This window comes from Micrococcus sp. 093350064-1, from assembly GCF_053627955.1.
Genome location: NZ_JBSEYU010000002.1, coordinates 85,396 through 100,587 on the forward strand (window position 1 = coordinate 85,396; position 15,192 = coordinate 100,587).

At 74.1% G+C, this 15,192-nt stretch carries 14 protein-coding genes; 7 read left to right on the forward strand and 7 right to left on the reverse strand.

Annotated features, from left to right (window positions below; translation table 11 throughout):
* The first annotated feature begins 34 nt into the window (after positions 1-34).
* The gene (locus tag ACUW6W_RS02455; RefSeq protein WP_454179740.1) at positions 35-2,317 is read left to right on the forward strand and encodes an MMPL family transporter; all 2,283 of its coding nucleotides are present in this window, start codon (positions 35-37) and stop codon (positions 2,315-2,317) included.
* A 77-nt stretch (positions 2,318-2,394) separates the two neighbouring features.
* Here the strand turns inward: ACUW6W_RS02455 and ACUW6W_RS02460 are convergent, their stop codons facing one another.
* Positions 2,395-3,045: a Dps family protein gene (locus ACUW6W_RS02460; protein WP_049146221.1), complete on the reverse strand. Its 651-nt coding sequence runs from the start codon at positions 3,043-3,045 to the stop codon at positions 2,395-2,397.
* A gap of 324 nt (positions 3,046-3,369) precedes the next feature.
* On the opposite strand from ACUW6W_RS02460, the gene dnaK reads away from it, so the two are divergent.
* From dnaK to ACUW6W_RS02485, 5 genes are all read left to right on the forward strand, one after another.
* Complete coding sequence (gene dnaK / locus ACUW6W_RS02465) at positions 3,370-5,229, forward strand: molecular chaperone DnaK (RefSeq protein ID WP_036340002.1); 1,860 nt, start codon at positions 3,370-3,372, stop codon at positions 5,227-5,229.
* 163 nt (positions 5,230-5,392) lie between these two features.
* Positions 5,393-6,055, forward strand: coding sequence for a nucleotide exchange factor GrpE (locus tag ACUW6W_RS02470; RefSeq protein WP_010080231.1), 663 nt, complete (start codon positions 5,393-5,395; stop codon positions 6,053-6,055).
* 70 nt (positions 6,056-6,125) lie between these two features.
* Positions 6,126-7,103, forward strand: a complete 978-nt coding sequence (locus ACUW6W_RS02475) for a DnaJ C-terminal domain-containing protein (protein ID WP_036337106.1) — start codon at positions 6,126-6,128, stop codon at positions 7,101-7,103.
* Positions 7,100-7,651, forward strand: coding sequence for a heat shock protein transcriptional repressor HspR (locus tag ACUW6W_RS02480; RefSeq protein WP_095347368.1), 552 nt, complete (start codon positions 7,100-7,102; stop codon positions 7,649-7,651). The genes ACUW6W_RS02475 and ACUW6W_RS02480 overlap by 4 nt, the downstream gene beginning before the upstream one ends.
* Positions 7,630-8,697 carry an alpha/beta hydrolase gene (locus tag ACUW6W_RS02485; RefSeq protein WP_233263206.1) on the forward strand — a complete coding sequence of 356 codons (1,068 nt, stop codon included), beginning with the start codon at positions 7,630-7,632 and terminating at the stop codon, positions 8,695-8,697. The genes ACUW6W_RS02480 and ACUW6W_RS02485 overlap by 22 nt, the downstream gene beginning before the upstream one ends.
* Positions 8,698-8,719: 22 nt before the next feature.
* Here ACUW6W_RS02485 and trmB read toward each other — a convergent pair whose 3' ends face one another.
* The 3 genes from trmB to ACUW6W_RS02500 form a co-directional block, all read right to left on the reverse strand.
* Entirely contained in the window at positions 8,720-9,715 is a 996-nt protein-coding gene (gene trmB, locus ACUW6W_RS02490) for a tRNA (guanosine(46)-N7)-methyltransferase TrmB (protein ID WP_095347367.1), read from the reverse strand.
* Between the two features lie 70 nt (positions 9,716-9,785).
* The gene (locus ACUW6W_RS02495; protein ID WP_095347366.1) at positions 9,786-11,090 is read right to left on the reverse strand and encodes a hypothetical protein; all 1,305 of its coding nucleotides are present in this window, start codon (positions 11,088-11,090) and stop codon (positions 9,786-9,788) included.
* A 5-nt stretch (positions 11,091-11,095) separates the two neighbouring features.
* Positions 11,096-11,842 (reverse strand): DedA family protein, encoded by a 747-nt coding sequence (locus tag ACUW6W_RS02500; protein WP_095347370.1) that lies wholly within the window; start codon positions 11,840-11,842, stop codon positions 11,096-11,098.
* 200 nt (positions 11,843-12,042) lie between these two features.
* Between ACUW6W_RS02500 and ACUW6W_RS02505 the strand changes: the two genes are divergently transcribed.
* On the forward strand, positions 12,043-12,636 hold the full coding sequence (locus ACUW6W_RS02505; protein WP_095347365.1) for a hypothetical protein: 594 nt from the start codon (positions 12,043-12,045) through the stop codon (positions 12,634-12,636).
* Between the two features lie 99 nt (positions 12,637-12,735).
* Here the strand turns inward: ACUW6W_RS02505 and ACUW6W_RS02510 are convergent, their stop codons facing one another.
* The 3 genes from ACUW6W_RS02510 to ACUW6W_RS02520 are packed head-to-tail and all read right to left on the reverse strand — an operon-like array spanning position 12,736 to position 15,189.
* Positions 12,736-13,539 carry an amino acid ABC transporter ATP-binding protein gene (locus ACUW6W_RS02510; protein WP_036339321.1) on the reverse strand — a complete coding sequence of 268 codons (804 nt, stop codon included), beginning with the start codon at positions 13,537-13,539 and terminating at the stop codon, positions 12,736-12,738.
* Position 13,540: 1 nt separating this feature from the next.
* Positions 13,541-14,371, reverse strand: a complete 831-nt coding sequence (locus ACUW6W_RS02515) for an amino acid ABC transporter permease (protein WP_052001180.1) — start codon at positions 14,369-14,371, stop codon at positions 13,541-13,543.
* Positions 14,368-15,189: an ABC transporter substrate-binding protein gene (locus ACUW6W_RS02520; RefSeq protein WP_336575423.1), complete on the reverse strand. Its 822-nt coding sequence runs from the start codon at positions 15,187-15,189 to the stop codon at positions 14,368-14,370. Before ACUW6W_RS02520 ends, ACUW6W_RS02515 begins: the two co-directional genes overlap by 4 nt.
* Between the last annotated feature and the right edge of the window lie 3 nt (positions 15,190-15,192).

A 15,192-nucleotide genomic window follows, 5' to 3' on the forward strand; every position in this document is an offset into this window, starting at 1 on the left:
TTTGATCATCGAACCACCCCCTACGCTCGGAGGCATGCCCACCCCGCCCGACCTCTCCGCCTTCCGCACCCCCGCCGCCACGGGGCGTCCCCCTCGGGGGCTGCGGCTGGGCCTGGCCGCGGCGCTCACCGTGGTCTGGCTCGCCGTGCTCGGCCTGGGCGGCCCCGTGTTCGGCAAGATCGGCGACGTCTCCTCGAACGACCAGGCCACCTTCCTGCCGGCGTCGGCCGAGTCCACCCGCGCGGGACAGGAGGCGGCGGCGTTCCAGGACGGCGAGGCCGTGCCCGCCGTCGTCGTGGGCCCGGCGAACACCGCGGACCCCGCGGCCGCCTTCCCCGCGCTCGCGGACCTCGCGGGCCGGCTGGGCGAGGTGCCGGGCGTGACCGACGTCGCCGGCCCGATCCCCTCCGACGACGCCGCGGCGGTCCAGTTCCTGGCCTTCGTCGACTCCTCGGCCGGGGCCGAGCGGCCCGTGGCCGACGTGGTGGCCGACCTGCGGGAGGTCGTGGCGGACCCGGCGGCCGCCGACCCCGCCCTCGCCGGCACCGTGGCCGCGGACACCGAGTGGCACGTGGGCGGTCCGGCGGGCCTGGTCGCGGAACTGGGCGACGCGTTCGCGGGGATCGACGGGCTGCTGCTGCTCGTGGCGCTCGTCGTGGTGTTCGTGATCCTCGTGGCGGTCTACCGCTCCGTCCTGCTGCCGGTCCTCGTGCTGCTGACGGCCGTGGCCGCGCTCTGCGGCGCGATCGGGGCCGTCTACGGGATGGCCCTGGCGGGCTGGATCCAGCTCAACGGCCAGGCCCAGGGCATCCTCTCGATCCTCGTGATCGGGGCGGCCACGGACTACTGCCTCCTGCTCGTGGCCCGGCACCGCGAGGAGCTGCTGGTCCGGGCGGACGTCGGGGAGGCGCTGCGGGCCGCCGTGCGCGGGTCCTTCGGCGCGATCACCGCGTCCGCCTCGACCGTGGCCCTCGCCCTGCTGATCCTGATGGCCTCGGACCTCAACTCGACGCGTTCCCTCGGCCCCGTGGCCGCCACGGGTGTGGCGTTCGCGTGGCTCGCCGCCCTGACCCTGCTGCCGGCGCTGCTGCGGCTGACCGGGCGTGCCGCCTTCTGGCCGACGATCCCGTCCCCCGAGCGCGCGCGCCGTCGCGCGGAGCGCCGCGCCGCCCGGGGCCGGGCCTTCACCCCGCCGCGCGACGGCGTGGGCCGGCCCGTCGCCGGCCTCGAGGAGGACCACGGGGTGTGGACGCGGGTGGGCGCCGTCGTCGCGCGCCGGCCCCGTCTCGTCTGGGTCGCCACGACGGTCGTGCTCCTCGCCCTCTGCGGCGGTCTGCTGCAGCTGCGCGCGGACGGCGTCGCCCAGGAGGACGTGCTGCTCGGCGACTCCGACGCCCGGCAGGCCCAGGCCCTGCTGAGCGAGCACTTCGACGCCGGCGCCGGCGCCCCCGCCCAGATCCTCGCCCCGGCCGGGGACGCGGAGGCGGTGCTCGCCGCCGTCGCGGAGGACCCCGGCGTGGCCGAGGCCGAGGTCACCACGGACGCCCCCGAGACCGCCGCGGGCCCGCCCCCGGGCGCGCTCGAGGCGGAGGGCGGGACGGGCGCCGCGTCCGCGCCGGAGCCGCAGCCCCGCGTGGTGGACGGCCGCGTGCTGGTCTCGGCCACCCTGGCGGACCCGGGCGAGTCCCTCGCCGCGCAGCAGACCGTGGCCCGCCTGCGCGACCGGCTCGCGGACCTCCCCACCTCGGGCGAGATCCTCGTGGGCGGCCCGGCGGCCCAGGCGCTGGACACGAACGTCACCACGCAGCGCGACCTGCGGGTCGTCATCCCGCTGATCCTCGCGATGCTGCTGGTCATCCTCGCGGTGCTGCTGCGCTCGCTCCTGGCACCCGTGCTGCTCGTGGTCAGCTTCGGTGCGGCCCTGGGCGTCTCGGCCCTCGTGTTCCGGCACGTGTTCGGCTTCGAGGACGCCGACCCCACCGTGCCGCTGTACGGCTTCGTCTTCCTCGTGGCGCTCGGGATCGACTACACGATCTTCCTGATGACCCGGGCGCGGGAGGAGACCCCGCGGCACGGCACGCGGGCGGGCGTGCTGCGCGCCCTCACCGTCACGGGCGGGGTCATCACCTCGGCCGGCGTCGTGCTGGCGGCCACCTTCGCCGCGCTCGCGGTGATCCCGCTGATGTTCATGGTGCAGTTGGCATTCATCGTCGCGTTCGGCGTGCTGCTGGACACACTGGTGGTGCGCACGCTGCTGATCCCCGCGCTCGTCCGGGACATCGGCCCGCGCGTCTGGTGGCCGGCGCGGGCCGCCTGAGCCCGGACGGCGACAGAGGGCCCGACCGGCGGTGCGGTCGGGCCCTCCGTGCACGCGGGCGCCTCAGGGGCGCGCGGTCACTTCTTCTTCGACTTCTTCGCGTTCGAGGCCGTGGCCTTCTTGGCAGCCGACTTCTTCGTGCGAGCGCCCTGCGGGGCGGGCGCGGCCTGGTCGTCCTTCACCCGGCCCGCGGCGGCGGCCTCCGTGGCCGCACCCGCGCTGCTCAGGCGGCCGTCGTCCGTGGTCAGGAAGGAGCGCATGAACCACTGGAACAGCTCGAGCTGGGCCACCTGGTCGATGAGGATGTCCTGGGTGACCGGGTCGAGGTCCTCGGTGGCGTCGATCGCGGCGCGGTGATCCGTCACGACGCCGTCGTAGACGAGGTCCAGCGCGGCCAGGTGCTCCAGGGTCGTCGCGCGGCCCAGCGTGTAGTCGTCCCACGTGCGGGCGGCCACGAGGGCGCCCGGGGTGCCGGCGGGGGAGACGCCGAGGGTGGCGATGCGCTCGGCGACGACGTCCACCATCGCGCGGACCAGCTCGATCTGTGGGTCGAGCATCTCGTGTACGCCGATGAAGCCCGGACCCACGACGTTCCAGTGGGCGTGCTTCAGGGTGAGCTGCAGGTCGTTGAGGGCGTGCAGGCGACCCTGGAGGATCTCGGCGGTGCGGCGGCCCGTGCTCAGGGACAGGCCCGGGACGGTGTACTCGGCGGCGTTCTTCTCGGCCATGGTGGTGCTCCTTCTCCGTCGGGACGGGCGCGCCGTCGGCGACGCCCCGTGTTCCGCCATTCAACCGCGCGAGACCCGCGCGCTTCCAGGGCCCGGCGCCTGCACCGGGACGGATCAGGGATGGACCCGGGCCCCGGGAATGGATCGCGGACGGCCCGCGTTGACCCTCGCAGAAGCAGAAGTGAGTGAAGTCGACTCAGGTTCACTTGACAGTCCACCGCCCCGGTGGCAACCTGAGTCATGAAGGCTCAATTCCCTGCGGCGCCGGTGCCCCGGCCCGCGGGTCCGGCCCCCGCTTCACCGTCAGACAGGAAGGACCCCATCATGTCCCGTGCAGTCGGCATCGACCTCGGCACCACCAACTCCGTTGTCGCCGCCCTCGAGGGTGGCGACCCGGTCGTCATCGCGAACGCCGAGGGCGCCCGCACCACCCCGTCCGTCGTCGCGTTCTCCAAGGGCGGGGACGTCCTGGTCGGCGAGGTCGCCAAGCGCCAGGCCGTCAACAACCCCGAGCGCACCTTCGCGTCCGTCAAGCGCCACATGGGCACCGACTGGACCACCGAGGTGGACGGCAAGAAGTACACCCCGCAGGAGATCTCGGCCCGCACGCTGATGAAGCTCAAGCACGACGCCGAGGAGTACCTGGGTGAGAAGGTCACCGACGCGGTGATCACCGTGCCCGCCTACTTCAACGACGCCGAGCGCCAGGCCACCAAGGAGGCCGGCGAGATCGCGGGCCTGAACGTCACCCGTATCATCAACGAGCCCACCGCGGCCGCCCTGGCCTACGGCCTGGAGAAGGGCAAGGAGGACGAGCTCATCCTGGTCTTCGACCTGGGCGGCGGCACCTTCGACGTGTCCCTGCTCGAGGTCGCCAAGGACGAGGACGACTTCGCCACCATCCAGGTGCGCGCCACCGCCGGCGACAACCGCCTCGGCGGCGACGACTGGGACCAGCGGATCGTGGACTGGCTGCTCCAGCAGGCCAAGTCCAAGGGCGCGGACCTGTCCAAGGACAAGATCGCCCTGCAGCGTCTGAAGGAGGCAGCGGAGCAGGCCAAGAAGGAGCTCTCCTCGGCCACCTCCACCAACATCTCGCTGCAGTACCTGTCCGTGACCCCCGAGGGCCCGGTGCACCTGGACGAGCACCTCTCCCGCGCCAAGTTCCAGGACCTCACCAAGGACCTGCTCGAGCGCACCCGCAAGCCGTTCGAGGACGTCATCAAGGAGGCCGGCGTCAAGGTCTCCGACATCGACCACGTGGTCCTCGTCGGCGGCTCGACCCGCATGCCCGCCGTCTCCGACCTGGTGAAGGAGCTGACCGGCGGCAAGGAGCCCAACAAGAGCGTGAACCCGGACGAGGTCGTCGCCATCGGCGCCGCGGTGCAGGCCGGCGTGCTCGCCGGCGAGCGCAAGGACGTGCTCCTGATCGACGTGACCCCGCTGTCGCTGGGCATCGAGACCAAGGGCGGTGTGATGGCCAAGCTCATCGAGCGCAACACGGCCATCCCGACCAAGCGCTCCGAGACGTTCACCACGGCCGAGGACAACCAGCCCTCCGTGTCCATCCAGGTCTTCCAGGGCGAGCGCGAGTTCACCCGGGACAACAAGGCGCTGGGCACCTTCGAGCTGACCGGCATCGCCCCGGCCCCGCGCGGCATGCCCCAGATCGAGGTCACCTTCGACATCGACGCGAACGGCATCGTGCACGTCTCCGCGAAGGACAAGGGCACCGGCACCGAGCAGTCGATGACCATCACGGGCGGCTCCTCGCTGTCCAAGGAGGACATCGACCGCATGGTCAAGGACGCCGAGGCCCACGCGGACGAGGACAGGAAGCGCCGTGAGGCCGCCGACCGCCGCAACCAGGCGGAGCAGTCCGCGTACTCCGTGGACAAGCTCCTGCAGGACAACGCGGACAAGCTGCCCGAGGACGTCAAGACCGAGGTGCAGGCCGACGTCGACGCCCTGAAGGCCGCCCTGGAGAAGCAGGACAACGACGACGAGGTCGCCGCCGCGTTCGAGAAGCTCCAGGCCTCCCAGGTCAAGATCGGCGAGGCCCTCTACGCCCAGCAGGGCGCGGAGTCGGCCGACGCCGGCGCCGAGTCCGCCGCCCCGCAGGACGACGACGAGGACATCGTCGACGCCGAGGTGGTCGACGAGGACGACGAGAAGAAGGCATGACACCCCGGTGCCGGGGCGGGCGTCCACGCCCGCCCCGCCCGGAGGCCCACGACGCCGGCGGGCCGGCCCGGCAGCGCCCCTGCCGGGCCGGCCCGCCGGCCTTCCCGCACCACCCCCCCGCGCGGCGGACCCGCCGCGCCCACCCGCTTCGAAAGGACACACCATGAGCGCCGACCAGCAGCGTCCGCACGGCTCCTCCGATGCCGAGCGCGGCTCCGAGGAGGAGCCCATCGTGTTCAACGACCGTCGCCGCATCGACCCCGAGACCGGTGAGCCCCGGGTCTCCGCCGAGAGCGCGGCCGAGCAGGCCGAGGACGGCGACGCCCTCGCCCAGGCCGAGCGCATCCTCGACGAGGCCGGCGCGCAGGCCGGGACCGAGGCGCCGCAGCCCGCGGCCTCGGACCGCGAGGCCGAGCTCGAGACCGACCTGCGCCGGCTGCAGGCCGAGTTCGTGAACTACAAGCGTCGCGTGGACCGCGACCGCGACCTGGCCAGGGACGCCGGTGTGGTCAAGGCCGTCACCGCGCTGCTGCCGGTGCTCGACGACATCGACGCCGCCCGCGCCGCCGGCGACCTGACGGACGGTCCGTTCGCCGCGATCGCGACCAAGCTCGACACCGCCCTGGCCGGCCTCGGCCTCGAGCGCCACGACCAGGAGGCGCTGGCCGGCGTCGAGTTCGACCCGGCCGTGCACGAGGCCGTGATGCGCCAGCCGCACGCAGAGGTGCCCGCGGACCACGTGGTCCAGGTCTTCCGCAACGGCTATCTCCGGGACGGCCGCGTGCTGCGCGCCGCCCAGGTGATGGTCTCCGCCGGAGACGAGTGACCCCGTCGGCCGGCGGCCCACCCCGCCGCCGGCCGACCCCCCCTGACCGATGCACACGAGAGGAGGCACCATGGCCTCGCAGGATTGGATGGACAAGGACTTCTACGCGACCCTGGGGGTGTCCAAGGACGCCTCCGAATCGGACGTGAAGAAGGCCTACCGCAAGCTCGCCCGCACCCACCACCCGGACCAGAACCCCGGGGACGAGGCGGCCGAGAAGAAGTTCAAGGAGATCTCGGAGGCGTACGCCGTCCTGAGTGACCCCCAGGAGCGCCAGGAGTACGACGCGATCCGTGCGATGGGCGGCGGCGCCCGGTTCTCCGCCCCGGGCGGTGCCGGCGGCGGCGGCTTCGAGGACGTCTTCGGCGGCATGTTCGGCGGCGGGGGCGGCCCCCGCACCACGCAGTCCGGGCCCGACCTGTCGGACCTGTTCAGCGGGATGTTCGGCGGCGCCGCCGGCCAGACCGGCGGCTTCGGCGACGCCGGCTACCCGCGGCCGCGCCCCACGAAGGGCGCGGACCGCACCGCCACCACCACGATCTCCTTCCGCGGTTCGATCCAGGGCACCACGGTGTCCCTGCGCGCCCCGGACGGCGAGACGATCGAGGTGAAGATCCCGAAGGGCATCCGCGACGGCCAGAAGGTCCGGGCCCGCGGCAAGGGCTCGCCCGGTGCGGCCGGCCGCGGCGACCTGCTGGTCACCGTGCACGTGCGCGAGCACGAGTTCTTCCACCGGGACGGGGACGACCTGCGCATCACCGTGCCCGTCACCTTCCCCGAGGCCGCCCTCGGCGCCACGATCGAGGTGCCCACGCTGGAGCGCCCCGTGAAGGTGAAGGTGCCGGCGGGCTCCCAGTCCGGCCGCGTGCTGCGCCTGAAGGGCCGCGGTGTCGAGCGCGGGACGACGACGGGTGACCTGCTCGTGGAGCTGCACGTCACCGTGCCCACCGAGCTCGACGACGACGCCCGCGCCGCCATCGAGGCCCTGCAGTCCGCCCTGGCCGGCGACGATCCGCGGCGGGAGCTGGCCCGGAAGGCCGCCTGGTGAGCGCCCGCGACGGCGCCGCCCGCGCGGACCGGGGCCGCGAGCCGGGTCTTGACCGGAACGCCCCCGTCTTCGTGATCTCCGTGGCCGCCGAGATGGCGGACATGCACCCGCAGACCCTGCGCCAGTACGACCGGCTCGGCCTCGTGGTCCCCGCCCGCCAGGGCGGACGGCAACGCCGCTACTCCCTGGCCGATGTCGAGCGGCTGCAGACCGTGCAGGCCCTGAGCCGCGAGGGCATCTCGCTGGAGGGCATCCGCCGCGTGATCGCGCTGCAGCGCGAGGTCGAGCAGCTGCAGGACACCGTGGTCGAGCTGGCGGCCCAGGTGGACCGCCTCCACCACGCCTCCCGCCTGGCCCGCGTCTTCACCGTGGGCTCCGGCGGCGACGTCTCGGCCCGGTACGCCGACCGGATGGCCGCCCGCCGCCAGGCCGCGGCACGGACCGAGGCCGACGCCGCGGGCCAGGCCTCCCCGGGTGTCCTGCGGATGCTGCCCTCCGGCGGCGCCCGCCCCCGACGGGTGCTCACGTGGCAGCCCGAGCAGGACTGAGCCGGGCGTCGTTCGGGGTGGCCGCACGGTCCCGCGTCCGGGAGCGGCTGCGCGCCGACATGGCCCGGCGCGACGGCCTGGGCCGGCGGGCCCGCAGCGCCCTGGACGGGATCGTCCACGCCCTCAAGCCGGAGGGCATGGACCCGCACCTGCCCGCCCGGCATCTGCTGGACTACGTCCTCGACGGCCCGGACGGTCCGCGCGCGGTGGTCGCCGCGGGAGACCCCGCGACCGCCACCCACCTGACCTGGCTCGTCTCCGGCATGGGCATCCGCCCCCAGACGGCCATGTGGGGGACGGCCCGGGAGGCCGCCCACCTCGCCGCCGCCCAGCGCGCCGCCGGCGCACCCCGCCCGGTCGTCATCGCGTGGCTCGGCTACCCCGCGCCCACACCCTGGCGGGTGGTGCTCGACGGCCCCGGCCGGCGCGGCGGCGCGATGCTCGCCGCGGATGTGCGGGCCTGGTGGGAGTTCATGCGCCACGGGCCGGGGGAGGACGACGCCGCCGCCCCGGCCCTGCGCGCCCGCGGGACCGCCGTGCACGGGGCCATGGAGGCCCACTCGTACGGCTCGCTGGTGGCCGCGCACGCCCTGCGCCTGCTCGCGGACCGGGGCCTGCAGCCCGACGACGCCGAGGCCCCGTGGCCGGCCGAGCGTCCCGTCGAGGCCCTCGTGGTCTCGGGCGCGGTCGGCCTGCCCGCCGCCCTGGCAGCCCGGGCCGCGCACCTCGGCCTGCGGTCCGGACGGGTGTTCCGCGCCCTGGCCCCGGGCGACCTCCTCGCCCGGGTCGGCCGTGCGGTGGGCCGTCGTCGGGACTGGACGGACGCCGCCGTGCTGCCGGTGGCCCCGCGGCCCGGCCTGGCGGGGGCCGGCGTCCGCGGCCACCACACGGCCCGCTGGTCGCCGACGGCCCCCGGGGACGCCCCGAGGGGCTACCGGGACGCCGGGTCCGTGACGCTCGCGGCGACCGCGCGGGTGACCGCCGGCCTGCCGCTGCCGCCCGTCCCGGACGGCGCCGACCCGGCCGGGCCGGTCGCCCCGGCCTGAGCGGCCCCGTCGGGCCCCGTGCTCAGCGGCGGCGGTACGCCAGGTCGAACACAAGGCGTCCGGCCCGCTGGGACTTCGCCTCGAAGCTCGTGATCGGTCGACCCTCGAACCGGGGCGCCCAGCCGCCCTCGTGGTCCACGGGGTCCGCGGCCGCCGCGCCGGCCCGCGCCTCACCCAGGCCGGCCCGCAGCGGGCGCTCCTCCTCGGCCGCGCGCTCCCAGCCCGCGGGCAGCGGCTGGGCACCCACCTCGGTCTCCCTGCCCTCGCGGCGCACCCGCGTGAGCGGGGAGTCCTCGCCTGCGGCGCGCCCGGGGAAGAGGTTCTCGAACTCCGGGTGCGCCTCGAGCACCTCGCGCATCTGCACGGCGTAGCCCGACCAGTCCGTCGCCAGCCGCAGCACCCCGCCGGGGGCGAGCACCCGCGCCACGCGGTCCGCGAAGGCGGGGGAGACCAGGCGGCGCTTGTGGTGCCGCTTCTTGTGCCACGGGTCCGGGAAGAACACCCACACCTCGGAGACGGAGCCGGGCGTGAGCAGGGCGTCCAGCAGCTCGGGGGCGTTGGCCTCCACGGCGCGGACGTTCTCCAGGCCCTGCTGCTCCACGCGCGTCATGAGCGCGGCCAGGCCGGGCACGTAGACCTCGACGGCGAGCACGTTCCAGTCCGGCCGGTCGGCGGCGGCCTGCGCCGTGGACTCGCCCAGCCCGGAGCCGATGTCCACCAGCAGGGGGGCCTCGCGCCCGAACACCCCGGCCCAGTCCAGTCGGGCCTGGGCGTCCACCGAGGTGGCGCCGCGGCCGCGGGGCACGTCCACGAGGACCCGCTCCGCCTGGCGGTCCCACACGGCCTGCCGCCCCGCGTTCAGGCGCGCACCGCGTCGGACGAAGGAGACCGGCTCCCGTCGGACGAGGGCGGGGTCCTTGTCCCGATTGTGGTCGTGCGCGTGGACGCGCTCGGCGGGCGGCGGGACGGCGTCGGGGTCGGGTGCGTCCGGGCGGGGGCGGGGGAGGTGCTCAGTCATCGCCCCGATCCTGCCACGGCCGTGCGTCGACGGCGCCGACCGCGGTCGCCGCCGGCGCCCGGCGCCGGGGTCAGGGGGTGCCGCTGGAGCGGTCTCCCGACGTGGGCGGCGCGGGCGCCGAGGCCGTCGTGGCGGTCGGCTCGGGCGCGGACTCGGTCGGGTCCGGCGCGGGGGCCGTGGCCGGCGCGCTCGTGGACGGACCGGACGGGCTCGGGGACGTGGGGGTCGGCGTCGCGGAGGTCGGCGACGGGTCGGGGGTGCTCGGCGTCGGACTGCCGGATCCCGTGCCCGACGGCGAGGACGAGCTGGCGGGCGACGTCGGGGAGGACGGCGTGGCCGAGCCGGTGGACGTGGGGACCGAGGAGGACGGGGCCGTGCTGCTCGGCACCGTGCTGCTCGGCACCGGGGTGGTCGCGCTGGGCGTCGGGGCCGCCGTGTCGGCGGGTGCGGACGGGGGCGGCACGGGTGCGTCGGTGGCCTCCTGCGTCCGCGAGGACGTCTCGGGCTCCGGCTGCTGCTCCTCGAGGGTCGGGGTGGAGCGGTCCGGCAGACGCAGGTCGGCGGGGGCGGAGGCGGCGTCCGCGGCGACGTGGCCCAGGTCGGACAGCCAGGGGGCTGCCGTGTCCCGGGGGATCCGCACCGTCAGCACACCCGCGGCGGCCGGCGCCATGGACGCCTGGTCCGCCTCGAGCATCAGGCTGCCGTCCGGGAGGAAGACCACCGCGTCCCAGACGCGACGGTTCTCCACCTGCTCCGGCGCGTCGACCGCCGAGTCCAGGCGCGAGCCGATCACGTCCGGGTCGTTGGCCATGCGCTGGCGCACCTCGGCGCGGAACGCGTCCCAGCCGTCGGGGGTGAAGAGATCGGCGGTCTCGAGCACGCGGTCCTCGCGGGCCGAGTACCAGATCACGTGCGAGGTGGACACGGAGTCCGTGCCGCGCCGTTCCGTGGCGAGCAGGCGGGCCGCGGCGATGTCCTCGGCCACGACGGCGAGCTGCGGCTGGATCTCCAGGCGCGGGTCCGCGCTGGGGTCGGTGTCCCGGCGGTACTGGTCGATCTGGGCGCGCACGGCCCCGGCCATGGCCTCCGTCCAGGCCGGCGCCCCGGGCACCTGCAGCCACGCCCCGTGGTGGTCCGGGTCCTCGCCCTCGAGCACGGCGATGCTCGCCTCCGGCACCCTCTCGAGGTCGTGCGAGGGGACCTCGAGCGTAAACGGGGCCATGTCCATGGACGGCAGGGCGGAGGCCGCCGTCGTGGCGGGCGCAGGCTCGGGCTGCGGCTCGGTGCGAGCACAGGCGCTCAGCGCCACCAGGGCGACGGCGGCCAGGCCGAGGGCCGCGCGGCCACGGCGGGGGGAGGGCAGGACGGGGTGCATGCGATTCACTTCCGGTGGTCGGAGGACTCCAGGATGGCCTCGACGCGGGCGGCCATCTCATCCGCGGTCGGCGGGCGCCAGTCCGGGTCGTTCCGGCGGCGGGCGTCACGGCGCAGGCGCAGGACCACCCAGATCGCGAGGAAGGCCAGGATCAGGACCAGGACGATGTTGGAGAAGACGTCCGCGTACTCGGAGACGACGTGGAACCGCTCCCCGAGCGCGTAGCCGCCGTAGACGAAGATCGCGTTCCAGATCAGGGAGCCCAGCGCCGTGAACAGGGTGAACTTCGCGAGGTTCATCCGCTCGATGCCCGCGGGGATGGAGATCAGGGAGCGGAACACGGGGACCATGCGGCCCAGGAACACGGTCCAGTAGCCGTATCGGATGAACCAGCGCTCGGTCTTGGCCACGTCCTCCATGTCCACCAGCGGCATGCGGTCCGCGAGGCGGTACATGCGGCGGCGGCCGAGCCACGCGCCGAGGCCGTAGAGGGCCAGCGCTCCGACGATCGAGCCGACCGTCGCCCAGACCAGCGCGGCATGCGGGCTGAAGGCGCCGCCGGCCGCGGTGAAGCCGGCCAGGGGCAGGATCACCTCGGACGGGATGGGCGGGAAGATGTTCTCCGCGAAGACGGCCAGGCCGACGCCGATCGGGCCGACCGCCTCCATGATGTCCACGACGATGTTGCCGAGCCAGCCGTAGTCGGTGGGCGCGGCGGCGGCCACGGTCAGGGGTGCGACGAGGGGGAGCATGCGCCCCATTGTCCATCATCGACCGCCTCCGCGACGTGGTGGAGGCGCCGACGTCGTCCGCTCTGCGCGCACACTCGCGCCTCCGGGCGGGCGGGAGCGGGCTGCCGTTGGTAGTGTCAGAGGCGCTGACCGCTCACCGACCGTTCGCGCCACACCCCACTCCACGTGCGTGCCGCGGGCCCTACTGGAAGGAAGACTCCATGAGCATCGTCCAGATTCCGCTGCGCCTGGCCTCCGGCGCGTTCATCCTGAACTCCGGCCTGAACAAGCGCGGCATCTCCGCGGAGCAGGCCCAGGGCCTGCGCGACATGGGCGCCCGCGGCCTGCCCGCGCTGGCCAACCTGTCGCCGGAGCAGTTCAAGAAGTTCCTCGTGACCACCGAGGTCGGCGTGGGCGCAGCCCTGCTGGCCCCGTTCGTCCCGGGCTGGCTCGCCGGCTCCGCCCTGACCGCGTTCTCCGGCGGCCTGTTCTCGATGTACCTGAACACCCCGGAGATGACCGAGGCGGACGGCGTGCGCCCGTCCCAGGAGGGCACCGCCGTCGCCAAGGACATCTTCCTGGTCGGCTCCGGCCTGGCCATCGCCGCCGACTCCGTGGCCAACCGCCCCGGCAAGCGTCGCAAGGCCGCCAAGAAGCGCGCCGCCCGCATCGAGGGCGCCCGCGACGCCAAGGTGCAGGCCATCCGTGATGCCCAGGACGAGAAGGTCGCTGCGATCCACGCCGCCCGTGAGGAGCAGGTCGCCGCGCTGCGCGAGGCCCGTGACGAGCTGAAGAAGCTGCGCAAGAAGGCCTGACGCCCCCGCCGCACGCCTGAGGGGCCCCGCCCGGACCATGGTCCAGGCGGGGCCCCTCACGCATGCGCCCGCCCACCGGGGCACGGCGGGTGGGCAGGCTCAGAGGTCGATCTCGGTGGGGTGCAGCACGCGGCGCAGGAAGTCCTGGGTGCGCGGCTGCTGGGGGTCGGAGATCACCGCGGCGGCCGGGCCGGCCTCCACCACGACGCCGCCGTCCATGAACACGACCCGGTCGGCCACCTCACGGGCGAAGCCCATCTCGTGGGTGACCACGAGCATGGTCATGCCGTCGCGGGCCAGCTGACGCATGATCGCCAGGACGTCGCCGACGGTCTCGGGGTCGAGGGCCGAGGTGGGCTCGTCGAAGAGCATCAGCTGCGGGTCCATGGCCAGCGCACGGGCGATCGCCACGCGCTGCTGCTGGCCGCCGGAGAGCTGGTCCGGGTAGCGGTCCTCGAGCTCGGCCAGGCCCACGCGGGCCAGCTGCCGACGGGCGATGTCCGCCGCCTCGGCCTTGCCCCGCTTGAGCACCTTGAGCTGGGCCACGGTGCAGTTCTCCAGCACGGACAGGTGCGGGAACAGGTTGAACTGCTGGAACACCATGCCCACGTGGCGGCGCAGCACGTCCAGGTCCACGTCCTCGTCCGTGACCGTGAACTCACCGACCGTGACGACGCCCGAGTCGGGCTTCTCCAGCAGGTTCACGCAGCGCAGGAGGGTGGACTTGCCCGAGCCGGACGGGCCGATCAGGCACACGACCTCGCCAGGGGCGACCTCGAGGTCGATGCCGCGCAGCACGTGGTTGGCGCCGAAGGACTTGTTGAGGCCGGCCACATGCACGCCGGCGGCGTCCGCGGCGGCCACCGCGCCGAAGGATCCGGTGATGGGGTTCTGCTGGGCCATCTCAGTGCCCCTTCTTGGTCGAACGGGCCTCGAACCGGCGGGCCAGCAGGGACAGCGGCACGGTGATCACGAGGTAGAACAGGCCGGCCACGAGGATCGGCGTCATGCCGGCGTCGAGGGCGGAGATGCCGTCGCGGCCGAACTTGGTGAGCTCGTACTCGTGCGCGGCCAGGCCGAGCACGTAGACCAGCGAGGAATCCTTGGTCAGGAGGATGACCTCATTGGTGAGCGGCGGCAGCACGATGCGGAACGCCTGGGGGATCACGATGGTGACCATGGCCCGCCACGTCGGCATGCCGAGGGACCGGGCCGCCTCCATCTGGCCGCGGGGCACGGCCTGCAGGCCGGCACGCAGGGTCTCGGCGATGTAGGCGGCCGAGACCATGCCCAGGGCCACCATCACGACGACGGGGATCGGCCAGGACACCCCGAACGCAAAGGGCACCCCGTAGCCGAAGGCGAGGAACACCAGCAGCGCGGGGACGCCGCGGAAGAACTCGACGTAGGCGGTGGCCAGCCACCGGTACGGGCCGAACGAGCTCAGGCGCATGAGCGCGAGCACGATGCCGCCCAGGAGGCCGACGACGAACGAGGTGACCGTGTAGAACAGCGTGTTGCCCAGGCCCACGAGGATCACGTTGGGGAACATCGGGGCCACGGCGGGGAAGTTCAGGACGTTCTCGGCGAGCGTGCCCCAGTCGATGAGGACGGCCAGGACGACGAGGGCGAGGACGAAGACGGCCGCCTGGATGATCAGGGACAGCCGGCGACGGCGGCGCGCACGGCCGGGCTTCATGGCCGGTGCGGGCGAGACGGGGGTCTGCGTGCTCATCGGTAGTCCTCCTGTGCCTGACCGAACCAGCGCTCCTGGAGCTCGGCCACGGTGCCGTCGTTGCGCAGCTCCTGCAGCGCGCGGTTCACGGCGGAGCCGAGCTGCGCCTTCTGCGGGCCGACCGCCATGCCGAGCTGCTCGCCCGTGGGCAGCGACTCGACCACCTCGAAGCGATCGTCGTCCTTGAGCGAGTAGAGCAGCACGGACTGGTTGCCCAGGGCGGCGTCCACGGTGCCGGCCTGGAGGGCCTGGACCTGCATGCCGCCGTCCTCAAACTGCACGGGGCTCAGGCCGTTCTGCTGGGCGTACTCGTCGCCGGTGGTCGCGGCCTGCACGCCGATCCGGCGGCCCTTCGCGGACTCGACGTCGGTGATGCCGGAGCCCTTCTTCGCGACCAGGACGAGGTCGTCGTCGAGGTAGGGGAGGGTGAAGGCCATGACGCGCTGACGGGCCTCGGTGATGGAGATCGACGAGGCGTTCACGTCACAGCCGGTGAGCGAGGCACCCGACTCGATGGCCTCGAAGGAGGAGTCGATCACGTTCACCCCGAGGCCCAGCTCCTCCGCCACCGCCTCGACCAGCTGGATGTCGTAGCCGGTCAGCTCACCGTTCTCCTCGAACTCGAAGGGCGGGTAGGGGACGTCCGAGCAGACCGTCAGGACGCCGGGCTGGACGAGGCCGTACGAGGTGCTCAGGTCGTCGTCGGACACGATGCCGGCGGATCCGGCGTCGCCGCCGACGACGGCGCAGCCGGTGAGCAGCGCCGCCGACGCGGTGAGCCCCACGGCGCCGAGGAGGCGGGAGTGGATGCGGGTCATGGA

Bases quoted from the DNA above. Each gene is read 5' to 3' on its own strand.
- ACUW6W_RS02455 (WP_454179740.1), top strand. From the start codon at position 35: ATGCCCACCCCGCCCGACCTCTCCGCCTTCCGCACCCCCGCCGCCACG.
- ACUW6W_RS02460 (WP_049146221.1), bottom strand. From the start codon at position 3,045: ATGGCCGAGAAGAACGCCGCCGAGTACACCGTCCCGGGCCTGTCCCTG.
- dnaK (WP_036340002.1), top strand. From the start codon at position 3,370: ATGTCCCGTGCAGTCGGCATCGACCTCGGCACCACCAACTCCGTTGTC.
- ACUW6W_RS02470 (WP_010080231.1), top strand. From the start codon at position 5,393: ATGAGCGCCGACCAGCAGCGTCCGCACGGCTCCTCCGATGCCGAGCGC.
- ACUW6W_RS02475 (WP_036337106.1), top strand. From the start codon at position 6,126: ATGGCCTCGCAGGATTGGATGGACAAGGACTTCTACGCGACCCTGGGG.
- trmB (WP_095347367.1), bottom strand. From the start codon at position 9,715: ATGACTGAGCACCTCCCCCGCCCCCGCCCGGACGCACCCGACCCCGAC.
- ACUW6W_RS02495 (WP_095347366.1), bottom strand. From the start codon at position 11,090: ATGCACCCCGTCCTGCCCTCCCCCCGCCGTGGCCGCGCGGCCCTCGGC.
- ACUW6W_RS02500 (WP_095347370.1), bottom strand. From the start codon at position 11,842: ATGCTCCCCCTCGTCGCACCCCTGACCGTGGCCGCCGCCGCGCCCACC.
- ACUW6W_RS02505 (WP_095347365.1), top strand. From the start codon at position 12,043: ATGAGCATCGTCCAGATTCCGCTGCGCCTGGCCTCCGGCGCGTTCATC.
- ACUW6W_RS02510 (WP_036339321.1), bottom strand. From the start codon at position 13,539: ATGGCCCAGCAGAACCCCATCACCGGATCCTTCGGCGCGGTGGCCGCC.
- ACUW6W_RS02515 (WP_052001180.1), bottom strand. From the start codon at position 14,371: ATGAGCACGCAGACCCCCGTCTCGCCCGCACCGGCCATGAAGCCCGGC.
- ACUW6W_RS02520 (WP_336575423.1), bottom strand. From the start codon at position 15,189: ATGACCCGCATCCACTCCCGCCTCCTCGGCGCCGTGGGGCTCACCGCG.